The organism is Schumannella sp. GW821-FHT10F01, assembly GCF_058809295.1.
This window is the reverse complement of the sequence record NZ_JBXASM010000006.1, coordinates 39304-58663: the sequence shown is the minus strand read 5'-3', so window position 1 is coordinate 58663 and position 19360 is coordinate 39304. Positions and strand designations below refer to the sequence as shown.

At 74.0% G+C, this 19360-nt stretch carries 17 protein-coding genes; 14 read left to right on the top strand and 3 right to left on the bottom strand.

The annotated features are described in order from the left end of the window. Nucleotides 1–7 precede the first annotated feature (7 nt). From rplT to pheT, 4 genes are all read left to right on the top strand, one after another. Nucleotides 8–397 (top strand): 50S ribosomal protein L20, encoded by a 390-nt coding sequence (rplT, locus tag AC1RSJ_RS08630; RefSeq protein WP_493117952.1) that lies wholly within the window; start codon nt 8–10, stop codon nt 395–397. 86 nt (nt 398–483) lie between these two features. Continuing rightward, nucleotides 484–1308 (top strand): TrmH family RNA methyltransferase, encoded by an 825-nt coding sequence (locus tag AC1RSJ_RS08625; protein ID WP_493117951.1) that lies wholly within the window; start codon nt 484–486, stop codon nt 1306–1308. A gap of 30 nt (nt 1309–1338) precedes the next feature. Further along, the gene (pheS, locus tag AC1RSJ_RS08620; RefSeq protein WP_493117950.1) at nt 1339–2394 is read left to right on the top strand and encodes a phenylalanine--tRNA ligase subunit alpha; all 1056 of its coding nucleotides are present in this window, start codon (nt 1339–1341) and stop codon (nt 2392–2394) included. After that, nucleotides 2394–4886 carry a phenylalanine--tRNA ligase subunit beta gene (gene pheT, locus AC1RSJ_RS08615; RefSeq protein WP_493117949.1) on the top strand — a complete coding sequence of 831 codons (2493 nt, stop codon included), beginning with the start codon at nt 2394–2396 and terminating at the stop codon, nt 4884–4886. Before pheS ends, pheT begins: the two co-directional genes overlap by 1 nt. Before the next feature lie 61 nt (nt 4887–4947). Here the strand turns inward: pheT and AC1RSJ_RS08610 are convergent, their stop codons facing one another. Then, nucleotides 4948–5514 (bottom strand): DUF937 domain-containing protein, encoded by a 567-nt coding sequence (locus AC1RSJ_RS08610; protein ID WP_493117948.1) that lies wholly within the window; start codon nt 5512–5514, stop codon nt 4948–4950. A 241-nt stretch (nt 5515–5755) separates the two neighbouring features. On the opposite strand from AC1RSJ_RS08610, the gene argC reads away from it, so the two are divergent. Genes argC through argF form a run of 5 tightly spaced genes read left to right on the top strand, consistent with a single transcriptional unit; the run spans nt 5756 to nt 11085 of the window. Next, the gene (gene argC / locus AC1RSJ_RS08605) at nt 5756–6802 is read left to right on the top strand and encodes an N-acetyl-gamma-glutamyl-phosphate reductase (RefSeq protein WP_493117947.1); all 1047 of its coding nucleotides are present in this window, start codon (nt 5756–5758) and stop codon (nt 6800–6802) included. Next, on the top strand, nt 6799–7983 hold the full coding sequence (argJ, locus tag AC1RSJ_RS08600; RefSeq protein ID WP_493117946.1) for a bifunctional glutamate N-acetyltransferase/amino-acid acetyltransferase ArgJ: 1185 nt from the start codon (nt 6799–6801) through the stop codon (nt 7981–7983). The genes argC and argJ overlap by 4 nt, the downstream gene beginning before the upstream one ends. Nucleotides 7984–8027: 44 nt before the next feature. Next, a complete protein-coding gene (gene argB / locus AC1RSJ_RS08595; RefSeq protein ID WP_493118101.1) occupies nt 8028–8939 on the top strand; it encodes an acetylglutamate kinase in 912 nt (303 codons plus the stop codon). After that, nucleotides 8936–10162 carry an acetylornithine transaminase gene (locus AC1RSJ_RS08590; RefSeq protein WP_493117945.1) on the top strand — a complete coding sequence of 409 codons (1227 nt, stop codon included), beginning with the start codon at nt 8936–8938 and terminating at the stop codon, nt 10160–10162. The genes argB and AC1RSJ_RS08590 overlap by 4 nt, the downstream gene beginning before the upstream one ends. Continuing rightward, nucleotides 10159–11085, top strand: coding sequence for an ornithine carbamoyltransferase (argF, locus tag AC1RSJ_RS08585; protein WP_493117944.1), 927 nt, complete (start codon nt 10159–10161; stop codon nt 11083–11085). Before AC1RSJ_RS08590 ends, argF begins: the two co-directional genes overlap by 4 nt. Before the next feature lie 50 nt (nt 11086–11135). On the opposite strand, the gene AC1RSJ_RS08580 is transcribed toward argF, so the two are convergent. After that, a complete protein-coding gene (locus AC1RSJ_RS08580) occupies nt 11136–11732 on the bottom strand; it encodes a DUF6264 family protein (protein ID WP_493117943.1) in 597 nt (198 codons plus the stop codon). 65 nt (nt 11733–11797) lie between these two features. Here AC1RSJ_RS08580 and AC1RSJ_RS08575 point away from each other — a divergent pair, with 65 nt between their 5' ends. Genes AC1RSJ_RS08575 through AC1RSJ_RS08560 form a run of 4 tightly spaced genes read left to right on the top strand, consistent with a single transcriptional unit; the run spans nt 11798 to nt 15228 of the window. Continuing rightward, nucleotides 11798–13000 (top strand): argininosuccinate synthase, encoded by a 1203-nt coding sequence (locus AC1RSJ_RS08575; RefSeq protein ID WP_493117942.1) that lies wholly within the window; start codon nt 11798–11800, stop codon nt 12998–13000. Next, nucleotides 12997–14430 carry an argininosuccinate lyase gene (argH, locus tag AC1RSJ_RS08570; protein ID WP_493117941.1) on the top strand — a complete coding sequence of 478 codons (1434 nt, stop codon included), beginning with the start codon at nt 12997–12999 and terminating at the stop codon, nt 14428–14430. The genes AC1RSJ_RS08575 and argH overlap by 4 nt, the downstream gene beginning before the upstream one ends. After that, a complete protein-coding gene (locus AC1RSJ_RS08565) occupies nt 14427–14582 on the top strand; it encodes a hypothetical protein (RefSeq protein WP_493117940.1) in 156 nt (51 codons plus the stop codon). The genes argH and AC1RSJ_RS08565 overlap by 4 nt, the downstream gene beginning before the upstream one ends. A gap of 25 nt (nt 14583–14607) precedes the next feature. Beyond that, complete coding sequence (locus AC1RSJ_RS08560) at nt 14608–15228, top strand: DNA-3-methyladenine glycosylase (protein ID WP_493117939.1); 621 nt, start codon at nt 14608–14610, stop codon at nt 15226–15228. Between the two features lie 79 nt (nt 15229–15307). Here AC1RSJ_RS08560 and AC1RSJ_RS08555 read toward each other — a convergent pair whose 3' ends face one another. Next, complete coding sequence (locus tag AC1RSJ_RS08555) at nt 15308–17203, bottom strand: DUF2207 domain-containing protein (protein ID WP_493118100.1); 1896 nt, start codon at nt 17201–17203, stop codon at nt 15308–15310. 103 nt (nt 17204–17306) lie between these two features. On the opposite strand from AC1RSJ_RS08555, the gene tyrS reads away from it, so the two are divergent. Next, on the top strand, nt 17307–18602 hold the full coding sequence (tyrS, locus tag AC1RSJ_RS08550; protein WP_493117938.1) for a tyrosine--tRNA ligase: 1296 nt from the start codon (nt 17307–17309) through the stop codon (nt 18600–18602). The last annotated feature ends 758 nt before the right edge of the window (nt 18603–19360 follow it).

Here is a 19360-nt window from a genome sequence, read left to right as displayed (position 1 = left end):
TAGAGAAATGGCAAGAGTCAAGCGGGCCGTCAACGCCCACAAGAAGCGCCGGGTCATCCTGGAGCGCGCCGAGGGCTACCGCGGTCAGCGGTCGCGCCTCTACCGCAAGGCCAAGGAGCAGGTCACCCACTCCCTCGTCTACGCGTACCGCGACCGTCACGCGAAGAAGGGCGAGTTCCGTCGCCTGTGGATCCAGCGCATCAACGCCGCGTCGCGCGCCAACGGCCTCACCTACAACCGGCTCATCCAGGGCCTGGCCCTGGCCGGCGTCGAGGTGGACCGTCGCATCCTGGCCGACCTCGCCGTGAACGACGCCGCGACGTTCGCCACGATCGTCGAGACGGCCAAGAAGGCCCTGCCGGCCGACGTCAACGCGAAGGTCCAGCCGGTCGCCTGACCTGCTCGGCCTGTGACGGCGCGCATCCCGAACGGGGGTGCGCGCCGTTTCCGTTTCGGACGCGCTTTCTCGTTACGCTGTGCGCCATGATCGACAATCCGCGGTCTCCGCGGGTTCGCGCGGTGGCCAAGCTGGCCAAGCGCGCCGCCCGAGCCGACACGGGACTGTTCCTCATCGAGGGGCGCCAGGCCGTGTCGGAGGCGCTGCAGTACCACCCGGACGTGCTCGTCGAGCTCTTCGCGACGCGCGCCGCGGTGGAGCGGCACCCCGATCTCGTCGCCGGCGCCGCCCGCGCGGGGCTCGAGGTGAAGCACGTCACCGAGCAGGTGCTCGAGGCGATGGCCGACACCGTCACGCCGCAGGGCGTCGTCGCCACCGGCCGCCACTTCACGACCTCGCTCGCCGACCTCGTCGCCACCCGACCGCGGCTCGTCGCCGTTCTCGAGGAGGTTCGCGACCCCGGCAACGCCGGCACCATCATCCGGGCCGCGGATGCCGCCGGCGCGGACGCCGTCGTGCTGACCGGCCGCAGCGTCGACATCTACAACCCGAAGGTCGTCCGCTCGACCACCGGCTCGATCTTCCACCTGCCCTTCGCGCAGGACGTCGAGCTGGCCGAGGCGCTCGACGCGCTGCGCTCGGTGGGCATCCGGGTGCTCGCGGCCGACATCGACGGGGTGGACCTGCTCGACGTGCGGGCCGCGGGCGAGCTCGACGGACCGACCGCCTGGCTGTTCGGCAACGAGGCGCACGGCCTGCCCGACGAGCAGATCGCGCTCGCCGACCGCAGCGTGCGGGTGCCGATCTACGGCCACGCGGAGTCGATGAACCTCGCCACCGCCGCGTCGGTCTGTCTCTACGAGTCCGCCTTCGCGCAGCGCGCGCGGCTGCTGCAGGCCGTCGGCGAGTAGTCGAGCGCTCCGCCGGTAGGCTCGTCTACCGTGTCCGAGACCCCCGACTCCACCCCGGAGATCACCGAGCAGTCGGTCGCCGACGCGGTCGACGCCGCGCTCGCCGCGATCGCGACGGCCTCCGATTCCGCGACGCTGAAGGCGGCCCGCAGCGCGCACACCGCCGAGGGCTCGCCGCTCGCGCGGCTCAACGCCGCCATCCGCGACCTGCCCGGCGACCGGAAGGCCGCCGCGGGCAAGCTCGTCGGCCAGGCCCGCGGACGGGTGAACCAGGCGCTCGCCGACCAGGAGGCGGTCGTGCTCGTCGCGGAGGAGACCGCCCGCCTCGCGCGCGAGACGATCGACGTCACGGCGCTGCCGTCGCGGCGACGCGAGGGAGCCCGGCATCCGCTCGGCCTGCTCATGGACCGGATGGCCGACATCTTCACCGGCATGGGGTGGGAGATCGGCGAGGGCCCGGAGCTCGAGCACGAGTGGTTCATCTTCGACGCGCTGAACACCGACCCCGACCACCCGGCCCGCTCCGACCAGGACACCCTCTACATCGCGCCCACCGAACGCCACCTCGCGCTGCGCAGTCACACCTCGACCGTGCAGATCCGCTCGCTGCTCTCGCGCGAGCTGCCGGTCTACGTCGTCGCGCCCGGCAAGGTGTTCCGCCGAGACGAGCTCGACGCGACGCACACGCCGGTGTTCCACCAGATCGAGGGCATCGCCATCGACAAGGGGCTCACGATGGCGCACCTCCGCGGCACGCTCGAGCACCTCGCCCGTGCGATGTTCGGCGCCGGCGCGCAGATCCGGCTGCGCCCGAACTTCTTCCCGTTCACCGAGCCGAGCGCCGAGATGGACGTCTGGCAGCCGAACGCCAAGGGCGGCGCACGGTGGGTCGAGTGGGGCGGCTGCGGCATGGTCGACCCGAACGTGCTCCGGTCGGCTGGCGTCGACCCGGAGGTCTACCAGGGCTTCGCGTTCGGCATGGGCATCGAGCGGACCCTGCAGTTCCGCAACGACGACCTCAACGACATGCGCGACATGGTCGAGGGCGACATCCGCTTCTCGCAGCAGTTCGGAATGGGAGTCTGATGCGCGTCCCGATCAGCTGGCTGGGCGACTGGGTCGACCTGCCCGAGGACATCTCGCTGGAGTCGCTCCACGCCGCGCTCGTGAAGGTGGGGTTCGAGGAGGAGGACGTGCACGTCTTCGACCTCACCGGCCCGATCGTCGTCGGGCAGGTGCTGTCGGCCGAGCCCGAGCCGCAGTCGAACGGCAAGACCATCAACTGGTGCCAGGTCGACGTCGGCGAGGCCGAGCCGCGCGGCATCGTCTGCGGCGCGCACAACTTCGGCGCCGGCGACAAGGTCGTGGTGACCCTGCCGGGCGCCGTGCTGCCCGGCCCGTTCCCGATCGCGGCCCGCAAGACCTACGGCCATGTCTCCGACGGCATGATCGCCTCCGCGCGCGAGCTCGGGATGGGCGAGGAGCACGACGGCATCCTGCGCCTGGCCGACCTCGGCATCGACGCGGAGGTCGGCGCCGACGCGATCCCGCTGCTCGGCCTCGATGATGCCGCCGTCGACATCAACGTGACCCCGGATCGCGCCTACGCGCTCTCGATCCGCGGCGTCGCCCGCGAGTACTCGCACTCCACCGGGGCGTCGTACCGCGATCCGGCCGCCGCGATCACGCTGCCCGCCGCGGCGCCGGCCGGCCTCCCGCTCTCGCTCGAGGACGACGCGCCGATCCGCGGACGCGAGGGCGCGATCCGCGGCACCCTCCGCGTCGTCCGGGGGATCGACGGCCACCGCCCGACCCCGCCGTGGCTGCGCTCGCGCCTGCTGCTGGCGGGCGTGCGCTCCGTGTCGCTGCCGGTCGACGTCACGAACTACGTGATGCTCGAGCTCGGCCAGCCGATCCACGGCTTCGACCTGGCGAAGGTCGCGGGCGGCATCACGCTCCGCCGCGCGCGGCCGGGGGAGAGCATCCGCACGCTCGACGACAAGGACCGCGCGCTCGACGCGGAGGACATGGTCGTCGCCGACGAGTCCGGACCGCTGGCGCTCGGCGGTGTCATGGGCGGCGCGGCCACCGAGATGAGCGTCGACACGGTCGACGTGCTCATCGAGGCGGTGTGCTGGGAGCCGGTCTCCGTCTCCCGCAGCTCCCGTCGCCACAAGCTGTTCAGCGAGGCGTCGAAGCGGCTCGAGCGCGGGGTCGACCCGGCCCTCGCGCCGATCGCGGCGCAGCGCGTGGTCGACCTGCTCGTCGAGCTCGCCGGCGGTACCGCGGATCCGCTCGGCGCCGAGTTCGGCAGCACCCCCGAGCCCCGCGAGATCCGTCTCGCGCTCGGCCGCGCGGCCGCCCTCATCGGCGTGCCGTACACCGACGACGAGGTCATCGGCTCGCTCGAGACGGTCGGCGCCGCGGTGCGCCGCGACGGCGACGAGCTCGTGGTGCGCCCGCCGAGCTGGCGGGTGGACCTCGCGGACGACGCCGGACTGGTCGAGGAGATCGCCAGGATCACCGGCTATTCGCGCATCCCGTCGGTGCTGCCGACCGCGCCGCCCGGACGCGGCCTCACCCGCGCCCAGGTGCTGCGCCGCCGGGTCGCGGACGCGCTCGCCGCCGCCGGGCTCACCGAGGTGCTGTCGTACCCGTTCCAGTCGGCCGAGACGGTCGAGCGCTTCACGCCCGGCGGCATCGCGTTCCGCGTCGAGAACGCGCTCGATCCGCGCGAGCCGCTGCTGCGGCTGTCGATGCTGCCCGGGCTCGTCGGCGTGGCGCAGCGCAACCGGTCGCGCGGCCTGACCGACCTCGCGGTGTACGAGATCGGCCGCGTGTTCGGCCATGGCGACGCCGACCCGGCCGGGTTCGGCACCGACGACCTGCCGGTCGGCGGGGTGATGCTGCCGGCCGAGACGACCGCGCGGCTCTCCGCCTCCGTGCCCGCGCAGCCGTGGCGCATCGGCGTGCTCGCCGCGGGCGACGCCGTGACGCGCCAGCCGGGGCAGCCCGCCGTGCCGACCGGGCTCGTCGACGCCCTCGACGCCGCGCGGGAGGCCGCGCACGCGCTCGGCGTGCAGCTGACGATCCGCCAGGGCGCCCACCCGGCGCTGCACCCGGGCCGCACCGCGGAGCTCCTCGTGGGCGACCGGGTCGTCGGCGTCGCCGGCGAGCTGCTCCCGTCGCTCGCGGCCGAGCTCGACCTGCCCGACGTCGTCGCGGTCGCCGAGCTCGACCTCGACGGCATGCTGGAGGCCGGCGACGTGCAGGTGTCCGCCCAGCCGATCGGCACGATGCCGGCGGCGACGCAGGACGTGTCACTCGTCGTGCCGGTGGCCGTGCCCGCCGGCGACGTGCGCGCCGCGCTCGTCGCGGGCGCCGGCGCCCTGCTCGAGCACGCGCACCTCGTCGACGACTACCGCGGCGCGGGCATGCCGGAGGGCAGCCGGTCCCTGACCTTCGCGCTGCGCTTCCGCGCCCCCGACCGCACGCTGACGGCCGCCGAGGCCACGGACGCGAAGCTGGCGGGCGTGGCGCTCGCCGCGGAGCGCCACGGCGCGAGCATCCGGGAGTGACCGCGGATCCCTGAGCCTGTCGAAGGGACCCGTCGACAGGCTCGGGGATCCGAGGGGGAGCTCAGCGCTTCCCGCCGCCGAGCAGCCCGCCCAGCAGATCGCCGAGTCCGCCGAGTCCGCCGCCGGCCGAGCCGGCCGAGCCGGATGACGATCCGCCCCCGAGCAGCCCGCCGAGCAGATCCCCGAGCCCGCCGGACGACGCGGACGACGGCGCGGCCGCAGCGCCCCCGGCCTTCCCGCCGAGGAACCGGCTCGCGAGCCACGACAGCACGATCGGCGCGAGGATCGGCAGCAGCTGCTGGATGAGGCCGGAGGTCACGGCCGACCTCGGGCTGTTGTCCGCGAGCCGCGAGGCGACCTGACCGGTCGATCCGCCGAACACGTTCCGCACGATCCGCTCGCCGTCGTCGGTGTCGACGTCCGCGGGTGAGGGCAGGTCGCCGGCGTGCCCGGCCAGCGCCCGCGCGAGCGAGTCGCCGCCGCCGTTCTCGACGTTCGCCGACAGGCCGCCCACGAGTCCCGGCAGCACCTGCCGCACGGCGTCGTCCGCGGTGTCCTCGTCGACGCCGAGCCGCTGCGCGATCTCGCCCATCGGGAGCTGCCGCAGCAGCTCGTCCAGGTCGCTCATGTTCCCCTCCGCTCCGCGGGCGCCGGTGGCCCGACAGGCGCAGATTAGCCCCGCGCGAGGTCTGCGGAGTAGGGTCGGAGCGTGGACATGGCACGCGGACTCCGGGCAGGCGCCCTCACGCGCCGTCTCCGTCGTGCGCGCCGATTCGGGGCGACGTCCCGCCGCTGACCCTTCTGACAGGATCACGCGCGACGCCGCCGGAACCGACCGCAGTCCCGACGATCCCCCTTCAGGAAGAGCCATGTCCCACACCGTCGCCGTCGCCGGCGCGAGCGGCTACGCGGGCGGCGAGCTGCTCCGGCTGCTCGCCGATCACCCCGACCTCGAGGTGACCACGGTCACCGCCAACACGAACGCCGGGCAGCCGCTCCTGGCCACCCAGCCGCACCTCGCCTCGCTCGCGCACCTCACGCTGCAGCCGACCACGCCCGAGGTGCTCGCCGGCCACGATGTCGTGTTCCTGGCCCTCCCGCACGGCGCCTCGGGCGCCATCACGGCGCAGCTGCCCGACGACACGCTCGTCGTCGACTGCGGGGCCGACCACCGCCTGACCGACCCCGCCGCCTGGGACGCCTGGTACGGCGGCGAGTACTCCGGCGCCTGGGCCTACGGGCTGCCGGAGCTCGTGCTCGCCGACGGCTCGCGGCAGCGCGACGCCCTCGTGGGCGCCCGGCGGATCGCGGCCCCCGGCTGCAACGTCACCGCGGTGACGCTCGGGCTGGCCCCGGGCATCCAGGCCGGCGTGATCGAGTCCGACGACCTCGTCGCCGTGCTCGCGGTCGGCACCTCGGGCGCGGGGAAGTCGCTGAAGACGCACCTGCTCGCGAGCGAGATCGCCGGGTCGGCGTCCGCCTACGGGGTCGGCGGCGTCCACCGCCACACGCCGGAGATCATCCAGAACCTCGCCGCGGCGGGCGGCGTCGACGTGGCCATCTCGTTCACGCCGGTGCTCGTCCCGATGTCGCGCGGCATCCTCGCCACGAGCACGGCCCGCCTCGCGCCGGGCGTGACGGCGGCGGACGTGCGGGCCGCCTGGGAGCGCGCCTACGCCGACGAGCCGTTCGTGCACCTCCTGCCCGAGGGCGTCTTCCCGCGCTCCGGCGACACCACGGGCGCGAACACGGCCCTCCTCGGCCTCGCGGTCGACGAGCGTGCCGGACGCGTCGTCGTCGTCAGCGCGATCGACAACCTCGTCAAGGGCACGGCCGGCGCCGCCGTCCAGTCCGCCAACCTCGCGCTCGGCCTGGCCGAGACGACCGCCCTCCCCCTGAACGGAGTCGCCCCGTGAGCACCGACCCGACCAGCACCCCCGCCGGCGTCGGCGTCACCGCCGCCGCCGGCTTCGAGGCCGCCGGCGTCGCCGCCGGGCTCAAATCCTCGGGGAACCCCGACCTCGCGCTCGTGGTGAACCGCGGGCCGCTGTCCGCCGGCGCCGCCGTGTTCACCGGCAACCGCGCCAAGGCGAACCCGATCCTCTGGTCGCAGCAGGCCGTCGCCGACGGCGTGGTCTCCGCGATCGTGCTCAACTCGGGCGGCGCGAACTGCTTCACCGGCCAGCAGGGCTTCCAGACCACCCACGCCACCGCCGAAGCCGTCGGCGAGGCGCTGTCGATCTCGGCCGGCGATGTGCTCGTCTGCTCGACAGGCCTCATCGGCGAGCAGCTCGACCGCGCGAAGCTCGAGGCCGGCGTCCATGCCGCGGCGGGCATGCTCTCGGACGACGGGGGAGCTGCGGCCGCGGAGGCCATCCTCACGACCGACTCGCACGCGAAGACCGCCGTGCGCGGCCGCGACGGCTGGATCGTCGGCGGCATGGCGAAGGGCGCCGGGATGCTGGCGCCGGGCCTCGCGACCATGCTCGTCGTGATCACCACCGACGCGGTGCTCGACGCCGACCGCCTCGACCGCGCGCTGCGTCGCGCGACGGGCGTGAGCTTCGACCGCCTCGACAGCGACGGCTGCATGTCGACGAACGACCAGGTCACGCTCCTGGCCTCCGGCGCCTCCGGCGTCGAGCCGGAGCTCGACGACTTCGCGGACGAGCTCACCGCGCTCTGCATGGATCTCGCGATCCAGCTGCAGGGCGACGCCGAGGGCGCGAGCCACGACATCGTGATCGAGGTGGCGGGCGCCGAGAGCGAGGCGGACGCGGTCGAGGTCGGCCGCGCCATCGCGCGGAACAACCTGTTCAAGGCCGCCGTGTTCGGCAACGACCCGAACTGGGGCCGGGTGCTCGCCGCGATCGGCACGACGCGGGCGGCCTTCGACCCCTATGACGTCGACGTGTCGATGAACGGCGTGCGGGTGTGCGCGAAGGGCGGCCCCGACCGTCCGCGCGACGACGTGGATCTGACCCCGCGGCGCGTGCTGCTGCAGCTCGACCTGCACGCGGGTGCGGCGGCGGCGGTCATCCTGACCAACGACCTCACGCACGACTACGTGCACGAGAACTCGGCGTACAGCTCGTGAGCGGCGCGGACGGCATCCCCGCCGACGACGCCACCGCGGTCGTCATCGCCTCGGCCGGCTCGTCGCGCCCCGCCGACCGGCTCGAGACGGCCGCCGTGAAGGCCGCCGTGCTCATCGAGTCGCTGCCGTGGCTCCAGCGCTTCGCCGGCGAGATCGTCGTCGTGAAGTTCGGCGGCAACGCCATGGTCGACGACGACCTCAAGCGCGCCTTCGCGCAGGACATGGTCTACCTGCGCCACGTCGGGCTGCGTCCGGTCGTGGTGCACGGCGGCGGACCGCAGATCTCGTCGATGCTCGACCGGCTCGGCATCCCGAGCGAGTTCCGGGGCGGCTACCGCGTGACCACGCCGGAGGCCATGGAGGTCGTCCGGATGGTGCTCACCGGCCAGGTGAGCCGCGAGCTGGTCACGCTCATCAACAGCCACGGCCCGCTCGCCTCGGCGATCTCGGGGGAGGACGCCGGCCTGTTCGGCGGCCGCCGCCGGGAGGCCGTCGTCGACGGGCAGGCGGTCGACATCGGGCTCGTCGGCGACGTCGTCGAGGTCGATCCCGCCGCCGTGCTCGCCGAGCTCGACGCCGGCCGCATCCCGGTCGTCTCCTCGATCGCGCCCGACCTCGACGTGCCGGGCCAGTCGCTCAACGTCAACGCCGACTCGGCGGCCGCGAGCCTGGCCGTGGCGCTCGGGGCCGCGAAGCTCGTCGTGCTCACCGACGTGGCCGGCCTCTACCGCGAGTGGCCGGATCCGGAGTCGCTCGTCTCGGTCATCGACACCGCCGAGCTCGAGGCGCTCCTGCCCGGGCTGGAGTCGGGGATGATCCCGAAGATGACGGCCTGCCTGGACGCGGTGCGCGGGGGAGTGGCGAAGGCGGCGGTGATCGACGGACGGCGTCCGCACTCGGTCCTGCTGGAGATCTTCACGGACGCCGGAATCGGCACGGAGGTGGTGCCCGCATGAGCGGCGCGCAGCAGCACAGGGACGAACCGACCACGACGGAGCTCCTCACCGAGCGCTTCCACGACGTCATGATGCGATCCGCGCCGACGCCGGCGCTGCTCCTCGAGTCGGGCAGCGGGGCGTGGGTGACCGACGTCGAGGGCGAGGAGTACCTCGACTTCGTGGCGGGGATCGCCGTCAACTCGCTCGGGCACGCGCATCCGGTGTTCGTCGAGGCGGTCACGCGCCAGGCGTCGAAGGCCGCCCACATCTCGAACCTCTACGCCTCCGAGCCGCAGATCGAGCTCGCCGAGCGGCTCTGCCGGCTCTCCGGCGGCAGCCGCGTGTTCTTCGGCAACTCGGGCGCCGAGGCGATCGAGGCGGCGCTGAAGCTCACGCGGCTCACGGGCCGCACCCGCGTGCTCGCGCTCGAGCAGGCCTTCCACGGCCGCACGACGGGCTCGGTCGCGCTGACCGGCAAGCCCGCGCTGCGGCAGGACTTCGAGCCGCTCATCCCGGGCATCGAGCACCTGCCGACGAGGATCGAGGCGCTCGAGGCGGCCATCGGGCCGGATGTCGCCGCGCTGTTCGTCGAGCCCATCAAGGGCGAGGCGGGTGTCATCCCGCTGCCGGAGGGCTACCTCCGCGCGGCGCGGGAGCTCACCGCGCGCCACGGCGCGCTGCTCATCATCGACGAGATCCAGACCGGAGCCGGGCGCACCGGCGAGTGGTTCGCGTTCCAGAAGGACGGCATCGTGCCCGACGCGATCGCGGTCGCGAAGGGCATCGGCGGCGGGTTCCCGATCGGCGCGCTCATCACGTTCGGCGCCGCGAGCGACCTGTTCCGTGCCGGCCACCACGGCTCGACGTTCGGCGGCAACCCGCTCGCGACGGCCACCGCGAACGCGGTGCTCGGCGAGATCGAGCGGGCGGGTCTGGTCGAGAACGCGCGGGTGCGCGGCGAGCAGCTGCGTGCCGCGATCGCCGGCATCGGCTCGCCGCTCGTCCGCGAGGTGCGCGGGCAGGGGCTCCTGCTCGGCGTCGTGCTCGAGCGGCCGGAGGCGATCCGGCTGTCCGGCGTCGCGCTCGGCCACGGCCTCGTGATCAACGCGGCCAACGAGTCCACCATCCGCCTCGCCCCGCCCCTCATCATCGGCGACGCCGAGATCGAGGCGTTCGCCGAGCGCTTCACCGCCGCCCTGCACGCCGTGCAGCACCACCTCGAGACGGGAGCCCCCGAATGACCCGCCACTTCCTCCGCGACGACGACATCACCGCCGTCGAGCAGGCCGAGATCCTCGACCTCGCCGCCGAGATCAAGGCGGACCGCTGGGGCCGGCGTCCGCTCGCGGGCCCGCAGACGGTCGCCGTGATCTTCGACAAGTCGTCGACCCGCACGCGCGTGAGCTTCGCGGTCGGCATCGCCGACCTCGGCGGCAGCCCGCTGATCATCTCGACCGCGTCGAGCCAGCTCGGCGGCAAGGAGACGCCGTCGGACACTGCCCGCGTGCTCGAGCGCATGGTGTCGGCGATCGTCTGGCGCACCTACGCCCAGGCCGGACTCGAGGAGATGGCCGCCGGCACGCGCGTGCCGGTCGTCAACGCGCTGAGCGACGACTTCCACCCCTGCCAGCTGCTCGCCGACCTGCTCACGATCCGCGAGCACAAGGGCGCGCTGGCCGGGCTCACGGTCGCCTTCCTCGGCGACGGCGCGAGCAACATGGCGCAGAGCTACCTGCTGGCCGGCGCCACGGCCGGTATGCACGTCCGCGTCGCCGCGCCCGCCGAGTACGCGCCCTCGGTGCAGGTCGTGGCGGATGCCGAGGAGCGCGCGCTCGCGACCGGCGGCTCCGTCCGCGTGCTCGCCGATCCGGTCGAGGCCGTGACCGGCGCCGACGTCGTCGTCACCGACACCTGGGTCTCGATGGGCAAGGAGGAGGAGAAGGCGCACCGCGTGCAGGTGTTCGGCGGCTTCCAGGTCACCCCGGAGCTCATGACGCACGCCGCCGCCGACGCCGTCTTCCTGCACTGCCTGCCGGCCGACCGCGGCTACGAGGTGTCGGCCTCCGTCATCGACGGGCCGCAGAGCGTCATCTGGGACGAGGCGGAGAACCGCCTCCACGCCCAGAAGGCGCTGCTGGTCTGGCTGCTCGAGCGCGCCGGCTGAGGCCGGCTCAGCCGCTCGCCCGGCAGGCAGGACCTGCCGGGTCGCGCGTCCTAGCGGCTCGTGAGGGACGGGTCGGAGACCAGCACGCCGACGAAGCAGCTCCAGAAGATGATCGCCGCCACGACCCCCGCCGTGAGCGGCACCCAGAAGGCGATCCGCTTCGTCACGAGCAGGAAGATGCCGACCGCGAGCGCCGCGACGTACAGCAGCGGCTGGCTCACCAGGATGATCGCCGGAGCGGCACCGGCGTCGCCGTCGAAGCCGCCGTACCCCTGCTGCCGGAACGCCTCGTCGAGCAGGGTGGGGTCGGTGAAGATGAACCCGTACAGCACGCCGAGACCGGCGCCGAGGAGCCCGAGGCCGAGGAGGATGATCGTGAGGACGAGGTCCCAGATGCGGCGTCGCTTCGCCGGCTTCGCGGGCTCGCCCCAGGCGGTCGGGTCGTACGACTGCTGCGCGGGCGCAGCGGTCCAGGCGGGCTGCTGCTGCGGCGCGCTCGGCCACGCGGGCTGGGCGCCGGGAGCGGGCGCGTGCTGCTCGGGAGCGGGCTGGGCCGGCGGGGTCGCCGCGGGCGGCTGGTATCCGGGCGGGGCGTACTCGCCGTAGCGGGGACGGGGCGGCTGCTCACCCGAGTTCTGCTCGCTCATGGGGCGAGCCTAGCCGTCCGCGCCTGATCCCTAGACTGAACAGCACACGAAGGAGAGCACCACAGATGGCAGAACGCGTCGTCCTCGCCTACTCCGGCGGACTCGACACCTCCGTCGGCATCGGCTGGCTGCAGGACGCCACCGGCAAGGAGGTCGTCGCCCTCGCGATCGACGTCGGCCAGGGCGGCGAGGACATGGAGGACATCCGTCAGCGCGCGCTCGACTGCGGCGCCGTCGAGGCCGTCGTGGTGGATGCGAAGGACGAGTTCGCCGACGACTTCCTCATGCCCGCCCTCAAGGCCAACGCGATGTACCAGAAGCGCTACCCGCTGGTCTCGGGCCTGAGCCGTCCGCTCATCGCCCGCCACCTCGCCCGCGTCGCGAAGGAGCTCGGCGCGGACAGCGTCGCGCACGGCTGCACCGGCAAGGGCAACGACCAGGTGCGCTTCGAGGCGGCGGTCGCCGCGCTCGCGCCCGACCTCACGAGCATCGCCCCCATCCGCGACCTCGCCCTCACCCGCGACAAGGCGATCGCCTACGCGGAGGAGCACGGGCTGCCGATCCGGCAGTCGAAGAAGAACCCGTACTCGATCGACAAGAACGTCTGGGGTCGCGCGGTCGAGACCGGCTTCCTCGAGGACCCGTGGAACGCGCCGATCGAGGACCTCTACGAGTACACGCAGGATCCGGCCGCCGACGGCCCGGCCGACGAGGTCACGATCACGTTCGCCGAGGGCATCCCGGTCGCGATCGACGGCGAGGTCGTCTCGCCGCTCGAGGCGGTGCAGCGGCTCAACGACGTGGCCGGGCGCCACGGCGTCGGCCGCATCGACATGGTCGAGGACCGCCTCGTCGGCATCAAGAGCCGCGAGGTCTACGAGGCCCCGGCCGCGATCGCCCTGATCGCGGCCCACGAGGAGCTCGAGAACCTCACGCTCGAGCGCGACCTGGGGCGCTACAAGCGCGGCGTCGAGGCCGAGTGGGCGGATCTCGTCTACGACGGGCTCTGGTACTCGGGCCTCAAGCGCAGCCTCGACGCCTTCATCGACCACACCCAGCGGCACGTCTCCGGCGACATCCGGCTCACGCTGCAGGGCGGGCGCGCCACCGTCACCGGCCGCCGCAGCGTCGAGTCGCTGTACGACTTCGACCTCGCGACCTACGACACGGGCGACACCTTCGACCAGTCGTTGGCCAAGGGCTTCATCGAGCTCTGGTCGCTGCCGTCGAAGATCAGCGCCAAGCGCGACCTGGCGCAGTCCGAATGAGCGGGCAGGACGCGACCGGGTCCGGCGCGGGCGGCGGCAGCCTCTGGGGCGGTCGCTTCGCCGACGGGCCGTCGCCGGAGCTGACCGCGCTGTCGCGGTCGACCCATTTCGACTGGCGGCTCGCGGTCTACGACCTCGCGGGCTCGCGGGCGCACGCCCGGGCGCTCGCTACGGCCGGGCATCTCGACGCCGATCAGCTCGGCCGGATGCTCGTCGGCCTCGACGCGATCGAGACCGGCGTGCGCGACGGGAGCATCCGCCCGCGCGACACCGACGAGGACGTGCACTTCGCCCTCGAGCGCGAGCTCGTGGAGGCCGTCGGGCCGGAGCTCGGCGGTCGGCTGCGCGCCGGCCGGAGCCGCAACGACCAGATCGCCACGCTCGTGCGCCTCTACCTGCTGGACTCCGCGACCACCATCGCGGGGCTCGTGGTCGACCTCGTCGACGCGATCGCGGCGCAGGCGTCCGCCCACCCGGCCGCGGTCATGCCGGGCCGCACGCACCTGCAGCACGCGCAGCCGGTGCTGCTGGCCCACCATCTCCTCGCGCACGCCTGGCCGCTGGTGCGCGACCTCGAGCGGCTGCGCGACTGGCGGGTCCGCGCGGCCGAGTCGCCCTACGGCGCCGGCGCGGTCGCGGGCGGCGCGCTCGGACTCGATCCCGTGCCGATCGCCGCCGAGCTCGGCCTCGGCGCCCCGATGCCCAACTCGATCGACGCGACCGCGAGCCGCGACGTCGTCGCCGAGTTCGCGTACATCGCCGCGCAGATCGGCATCGACCTCTCGCGCTTCAGCGAGGACGTCATCGTGTGGAACACGAAGGAGTTCGGCTTCGTCACGCTCGACGACGGCTTCTCGACGGGGTCGAGCATCATGCCGCAGAAGAAGAACCCCGACATCGCGGAGCTCGCGCGCGGCAAGGCCGGCCGCCTCATCGGCGACCTGACCGGGCTGCTCGCGACGCTGAAGGGTCTGCCGCTCGCGTACAACCGCGATCTGCAGGAGGACAAGGAGCCGGTCTTCGATCAGGTCGACACCCTCGTGGTGCTGCTGCCGGCGTTCGCGGGCATGATCGCGACCCTCCGCTTCGACACCGAGCGGATGGCGGAGCTCGCCCCGCAGGGCTTCTCCCTCGCGACCGATGTGGCCGACCACCTCGTGCGCCGGGGCGTGCCGTTCCGCGACGCCCACGAGATCTCGGGAGCCCTCGTGCGGTTCTGCGAGCAGTACGGCCTCGAGCTCGACGAGCCGGACGACGAGCAGTACGCCGCGATCGACTCCCGCCTCACGCCGGACGTGCGCGAGCACCTCACGGTCGCCGCCTCGCTCGCGAGCCGCGCCGGCGTCGGCGGCACCGCCCCCGAGCGCGTCGCCGAGCAGCTCGCGGCGCTCACCGACCGCGTCCGCTCCCTCGCAGTGGCGGCGCGATGAGCGGCGCCGAGCCCTCGGGCGGTCGCCCCGGCGACCGCCGCCCCGAGAAGCGCGCGTCGAACCCGATCGTGATCCGCGCGATCGTGATCGTCGCCGCGGCCGTGGTGCTCGGCGGCGTGATCTGGGCCGCCGCGCTCGGGCACCTGTTCTGAGCCGGCTCGGGCCGACCGTACGACGATGACCGCCCTGGCCGAGCTGCTGGCCGCGCCGGCGCTCGAGGTCGCGCCGCGCCTGCTCGGGGCGACGCTGCACGGACGCGGCGTCGCGCTGCGCATCACCGAGGTGGAGGCCTACCTCGGCGAGCAGGATCCGGGATCGCACGCGTTCCGCGGCGTCACCCCGCGCACACGCGTGATGTACGGCCCGCCCGCGCACCTCTACGTCTACTTCTCCTACGGCATGCACGCCTGCGCGAACATCGTCTGCTCGCCCGAGGGCCAGGCGTCGGCCGTGCTGCTCCGGGCGGGCGAGGTGGTCGACGGGCTCGATGCGGCCCGCGCCCGCCGCACCACGTCGCGCACGGATGCGGATCTCGCGCGCGGCCCCGCGCGGCTCACCGTCGCGCTCGGCATCGGCCTCGCCGACGACGGGGCCGCGCTCGACGGCGCGCCGTCCGCCCCGGACCCGATCCGGCTCGAGCCCGGCGCACCGCTGCCGGGGGCGCGCATCCGCTCGGGTCCGCGCACCGGGGTGTCCGGCGCGGGCGGCACGGAGGCGTTCCCGTGGCGGTTCTGGATCGACGGCGATCCGACGGTGTCGCCGTACAAGGCGAGCGTGCCGCGGGTGCGCACGCGCTGACGGACTGCGGGGTGGTGGCGCGGGCGCGGGCGCGGGATGGCCGTCGCCGCGCACGTTCGCGTCAGCGTCAGCGTCAGCGTCAGCGTCCGCCGAAGCCGCCCCCGCCGCCTCCGCCGCCGGAGAAGCCGCCGCCCGACGAGCCGCCGAACGAGCTGGACCCGCCGAACGAGCTCGAGAAGCTCGAGCCCGACGAGCTCGGCGGCGGCGTGGTCGCGAAAGCGTTGACCGCGGCCCCGCGGGCGAACGACGAGACGAGGTAGCCGTCCGCGAAGCTCATGCCGCCGGTGGTCTGCGGCGGCGTCGTGGCGTACTTCTCGCCGAGCACGCGGGTCCAGTCGGCCTCGAGACCCCAGACGATCGCCCACGGGAGCAGCCGCTCGTAGAGGCGGACGACCGCCGCCGGGTCCGCCGGATCGACCCTTGTGCGCTCGGCGCCGGCCGGGCTCTGCAGGAACCTCAGCCGGTCCTCCTCCGCCCAGCGGAGGTACTCGCGCAGGCCGAGCAGGTGCTCGCGCAGCAGGGCGCCGGCTCGCGTGAGCCGGCGCGGCGCGCGGGCGGCGCCGAACAGCAGCACGAGCGCGGCCCCGCCGCCGAGCAGCGCGCCGAGCCAGACCTGCGCGGGCGCGACCTCGACGTCCATCGCCCAGAGCAGCAGCAGGCCTGCCGCGATCACGACGCCGAGCGCGAGGACGCGGATGAGTACCGAGAGCCGGCTCCGCACCCGGCGGATGAGGCCGTCGGAGTCGACCTCGGCGAGCGCGCCCGCGTCGATGCGGGTGAGCCGGTCGCCGAGCGACTCCGAGCTGCGGTCGAGCACGAGCACGCCGCCCGGCTTGCCGAGGTCTCCCGGGAAGAGCTGGTCGAAGATGCGCCGGTCGTCCGCGACCTCGAGCCGGTCGGCGTCGCCGGCGACGAGCGAGTAGCGCTGGTACGGGTCGCCGGTGGACGCCTCCCGCAGCGTCGCCGCCCCGGTCACGGCGAACTGCACGAACGTCGCGGGCAGCCCGGAGTCGCCGCGGCCGAGGAAGTGCGCGCTCTCGAGCACGCCGACGTCGTCGGGGCCCTCGTACTGCGCGATGACGATGCCGCGGCCGGGTGCGTCCCGCCAGAGCCGCGCGCGGGCGAGCACCGTGCCGGCGACGAGGATCGCCGCCGCGGCGAGCACGAGCCACGGCGCCACGGTCGCGAGCCACGAGGTCGCCGGCGTCGCGGGCTCGGCGAAGGTGCCCGACCGGAAGCCGATCGCGACCGTCATCCCGGCGTTCGCGGGGAGGTCCGTCGTCGTGGCGGACCAGCCGTCGTCGGTCGTCGTGATCGGGCACTGCGCCGTCGAGCTGTAGACGCCGGTGTAGCAGGAGTAGCGGCCGGTCGCGGCCGAGCGGAGCTCGTCGTCGACCCGCACGTCGGCCGTCACCGTGCCGAAGGGCTGCGCCGCTTCGTTGCCGTTGACGTCCCAGTAGAACTCGTCGTCGTCGGTGTCGGCGAAGTGCCGCACCACATCCCGCTCGGTGTACTCGATGACGTACGTGGTCCGCCCGTGCACGAAGCTGTCGTCGCCGAGCGCGACGGCGACGAACGGCCGGCCCTCCGAGTCCTCCTGCGTGCTCGTCTCGTAGGGGACCTTCCCGCCGTCGCCGTCGGTCACGCCCACGATCCGCACGCCGTAGTCGGCGCGCGTGGTCTCGTCGCGCTGCGGCAGGTAGCGCACGATGCCGCGGTTCTGGTCGGTGTCGGGGAACACGGCGACGAGCGTCTCCCTCACCTGCAGCGTCGCGTGCCCGCTCGCGTCGCGGCCGAGCTCGTAGTCCGCGGCCATCGACTCGAAGGTGAAGTCGTCCACGCCGGCAGGCACGCCGGAGCCGGCCAGGGGAGCGGCGACCGGAGGAGCGGTGACCGCGCTCGCCGCGGTCGTCCCCGCGACGGCGGGCGCGAGCGCCAGGGTGACGGCGGCCAGGGCGGAGAGCAGTCGTCGCATCACGTTCCGAGCCTAATCAGCGGGCCGACCGTCGCCGTGGCCGCCGCCCCGTGGCCGCCGCCCCGTGGCCGTACGGCGTCCGCCGCCCCGGTATCCTGAGACGGTGTCCGACGCCCTGACCGCTCCCGCCCTCGACCCGTCGTTCGACAACGTCTGGGACGAGCTGGTCTATCGCGGGCTCGTGCAGGTCTCGACCGACGCGGAGGCGCTGCGCGAGGTGCTCGGCGGTGCGCCGATCACCTACTACTGCGGCTTCGACCCGACGGCCCCGAGCCTGCACCTCGGCAACCTCGTGCAGCTGCTCACGATGCGCCGCATCCAGCTCGCCGGGCACCGTCCGCTCGGGCTGGTGGGCGGATCGACAGGGCTCATCGGCGACCCGCGCCCGAGCTCGGAGCGCACCCTGAACACGAAGGAGACGGTCGCCGACTGGGTCGAGCGCCTCCGCAGCCAGGAGGAGCGCTTCCTGTCGTTCGAGGGCGAGAACGCGGCGACGATCGTCAACAACCTCGACTGGACCGCGCCGATGTCGGCGATCGACTTCCTCCGCGACATCGGCAAGCACTTCCGCGTCGGCGCGATGCTGAAGAAGGATGCGGTCGCGGCGCGCCTCAACAGCGATGCCGGCATCAGCTACACCGAGTTCAGCTACCAGCTCCTGCAGGGGATGGACTTCCTCCAGCTCTACCGCGACCACGACGTCGTGCTGCAGACCGGAGGCAGCGACCAGTGGGGCAACCTCACCGCGGGGGTGGACCTCATCCACCGCGCCGAGGGCGCCTCCGTGCACGCGCTCGGCACGCCGCTCATCACGAACAGCGACGGAACGAAGTTCGGCAAGAGCGAGGGCAACGCGGTCTGGCTCGACCCGGAGCTGCTGAGCCCGTACGCGATGTACCAGTTCTGGCTCAACACGGCCGATGCCGACGTGGTGTCGCGGCTGAAGGTCTTCACGTTCCTCCCGCGCGCCGAGATCGAGGACCTCGAGCGCCAGGTCGCGGACGAGCCGTTCCGGCGCGCGGCCCAGCTTCGGCTGGCGCGGGAGGTGACCGGGCTCGTGCACGGCGTGGAGGCCGTCGACGCCGCCATCGAGGCCTCGCGGGCGCTGTTCGGCAACGGCGATCTCGCGGCCCTCGACGCCGGCACGCTCGCGGCGGCCGTCGCGGAGCTGCCGGGAGCGGATGCGACGCCCGCGACCGCGGTCGTGCAGGCGCTCGTCGACACCGGGCTCACCTCGAGCCTGGGGGAGTCGCGCCGCGCCATCGCGCAGGGCGGCGTCTACCTCAACAACGTGGCCGTCGCGGATGCCGAGGCCACCCTCGCGGGCTCGGAGCTCGCGGGCGGCGTCGCGGTGCTGCGCCGCGGCAAGAAGACGCTGGCAGGGCTCCGGCTCGGATGACACGCACCGACCGTCCGGGAGGGCGATCGGCCGTGTGGTTATGTAGGAGACGATGACGGACGACGAGGAGCGCGCGCGCCTCGAGCGGCAGAGACTGCTCGGCCAGGCGCCTCCTCCGCGGCCCGCGGAGCCCGCTGAGGGCGTCGCGGCAGGGGCGGAGGGCGCCGACGCGCGCCCGGATGCCGCCGGCGAGGCCGTCCCGCCGGCCGCGCCCTCGTCGGCGCCGTACGCGCGCCCGAGCTCGTTCACGCCGTCCAGCTCGTACGGCTCGGCAGCCGGAGAGGCCGGAGCGGCTGCGCCCGGTGCTGGAGCGCCTGGTGCTGGAGCGACGGGTGCTGGTGCGCCGGGTGCTGGTGCGCCGGGAGCTGCTCGCCCGGACTCGGCGGCCCACGATGCCGGGGTGCCGACCGCGCCGCCGACCGCAGCGCCCGTCCCGCCCGCTGCAACGCCGGTCCCGCCCGCCGCCGCCCCGGCCGATCCGGGTCCGCCGAGCGCGAGCCCCGCGGCTCCCGCCGGCTCCGCGCGAGGAGCCTGGCCGACACCGAGCGGATCCGCCTGGCCGCCGTCCGCCGGCGCGTCGAGCTGGCCCTCGGATCCGTCACGGACGGACGCGGCGCGTCCCGATCCCGCGGCACCTGCGGTCCCGACTGCGGCAGCGGCGGTCCCGCCGTCAACCGCGGGATCGCCCGCGCCCGCCGCGCAGCCCGGAGGTGCGGCTCCCGCCGGCGGACCGGCATCCGGTGCGTCGAGCGCCGGCA

Excerpts from the sequence above, each read along its gene's own strand:
- argF (WP_493117944.1), top strand. The coding sequence starts at position 10,159 with ATGACCCGCCACTTCCTCCGCGACGACGACATCACCGCCGTCGAGCAG.
- AC1RSJ_RS08590 (WP_493117945.1), top strand. The coding sequence starts at position 8,936 with ATGAGCGGCGCGCAGCAGCACAGGGACGAACCGACCACGACGGAGCTC.
- AC1RSJ_RS08555 (WP_493118100.1), bottom strand. The coding sequence starts at position 17,203 with ATGCGACGACTGCTCTCCGCCCTGGCCGCCGTCACCCTGGCGCTCGCG.
- AC1RSJ_RS08580 (WP_493117943.1), bottom strand. The coding sequence starts at position 11,732 with ATGAGCGAGCAGAACTCGGGTGAGCAGCCGCCCCGTCCCCGCTACGGC.
- pheT (WP_493117949.1), top strand. The coding sequence starts at position 2,394 with ATGCGCGTCCCGATCAGCTGGCTGGGCGACTGGGTCGACCTGCCCGAG.
- AC1RSJ_RS08625 (WP_493117951.1), top strand. The coding sequence starts at position 484 with ATGATCGACAATCCGCGGTCTCCGCGGGTTCGCGCGGTGGCCAAGCTG.
- AC1RSJ_RS08560 (WP_493117939.1), top strand. The coding sequence starts at position 14,608 with ATGACCGCCCTGGCCGAGCTGCTGGCCGCGCCGGCGCTCGAGGTCGCG.
- AC1RSJ_RS08565 (WP_493117940.1), top strand. The coding sequence starts at position 14,427 with ATGAGCGGCGCCGAGCCCTCGGGCGGTCGCCCCGGCGACCGCCGCCCC.
- argH (WP_493117941.1), top strand. The coding sequence starts at position 12,997 with ATGAGCGGGCAGGACGCGACCGGGTCCGGCGCGGGCGGCGGCAGCCTC.
- rplT (WP_493117952.1), top strand. The coding sequence starts at position 8 with ATGGCAAGAGTCAAGCGGGCCGTCAACGCCCACAAGAAGCGCCGGGTC.
- AC1RSJ_RS08610 (WP_493117948.1), bottom strand. The coding sequence starts at position 5,514 with ATGAGCGACCTGGACGAGCTGCTGCGGCAGCTCCCGATGGGCGAGATC.
- argC (WP_493117947.1), top strand. The coding sequence starts at position 5,756 with ATGTCCCACACCGTCGCCGTCGCCGGCGCGAGCGGCTACGCGGGCGGC.
- AC1RSJ_RS08575 (WP_493117942.1), top strand. The coding sequence starts at position 11,798 with ATGGCAGAACGCGTCGTCCTCGCCTACTCCGGCGGACTCGACACCTCC.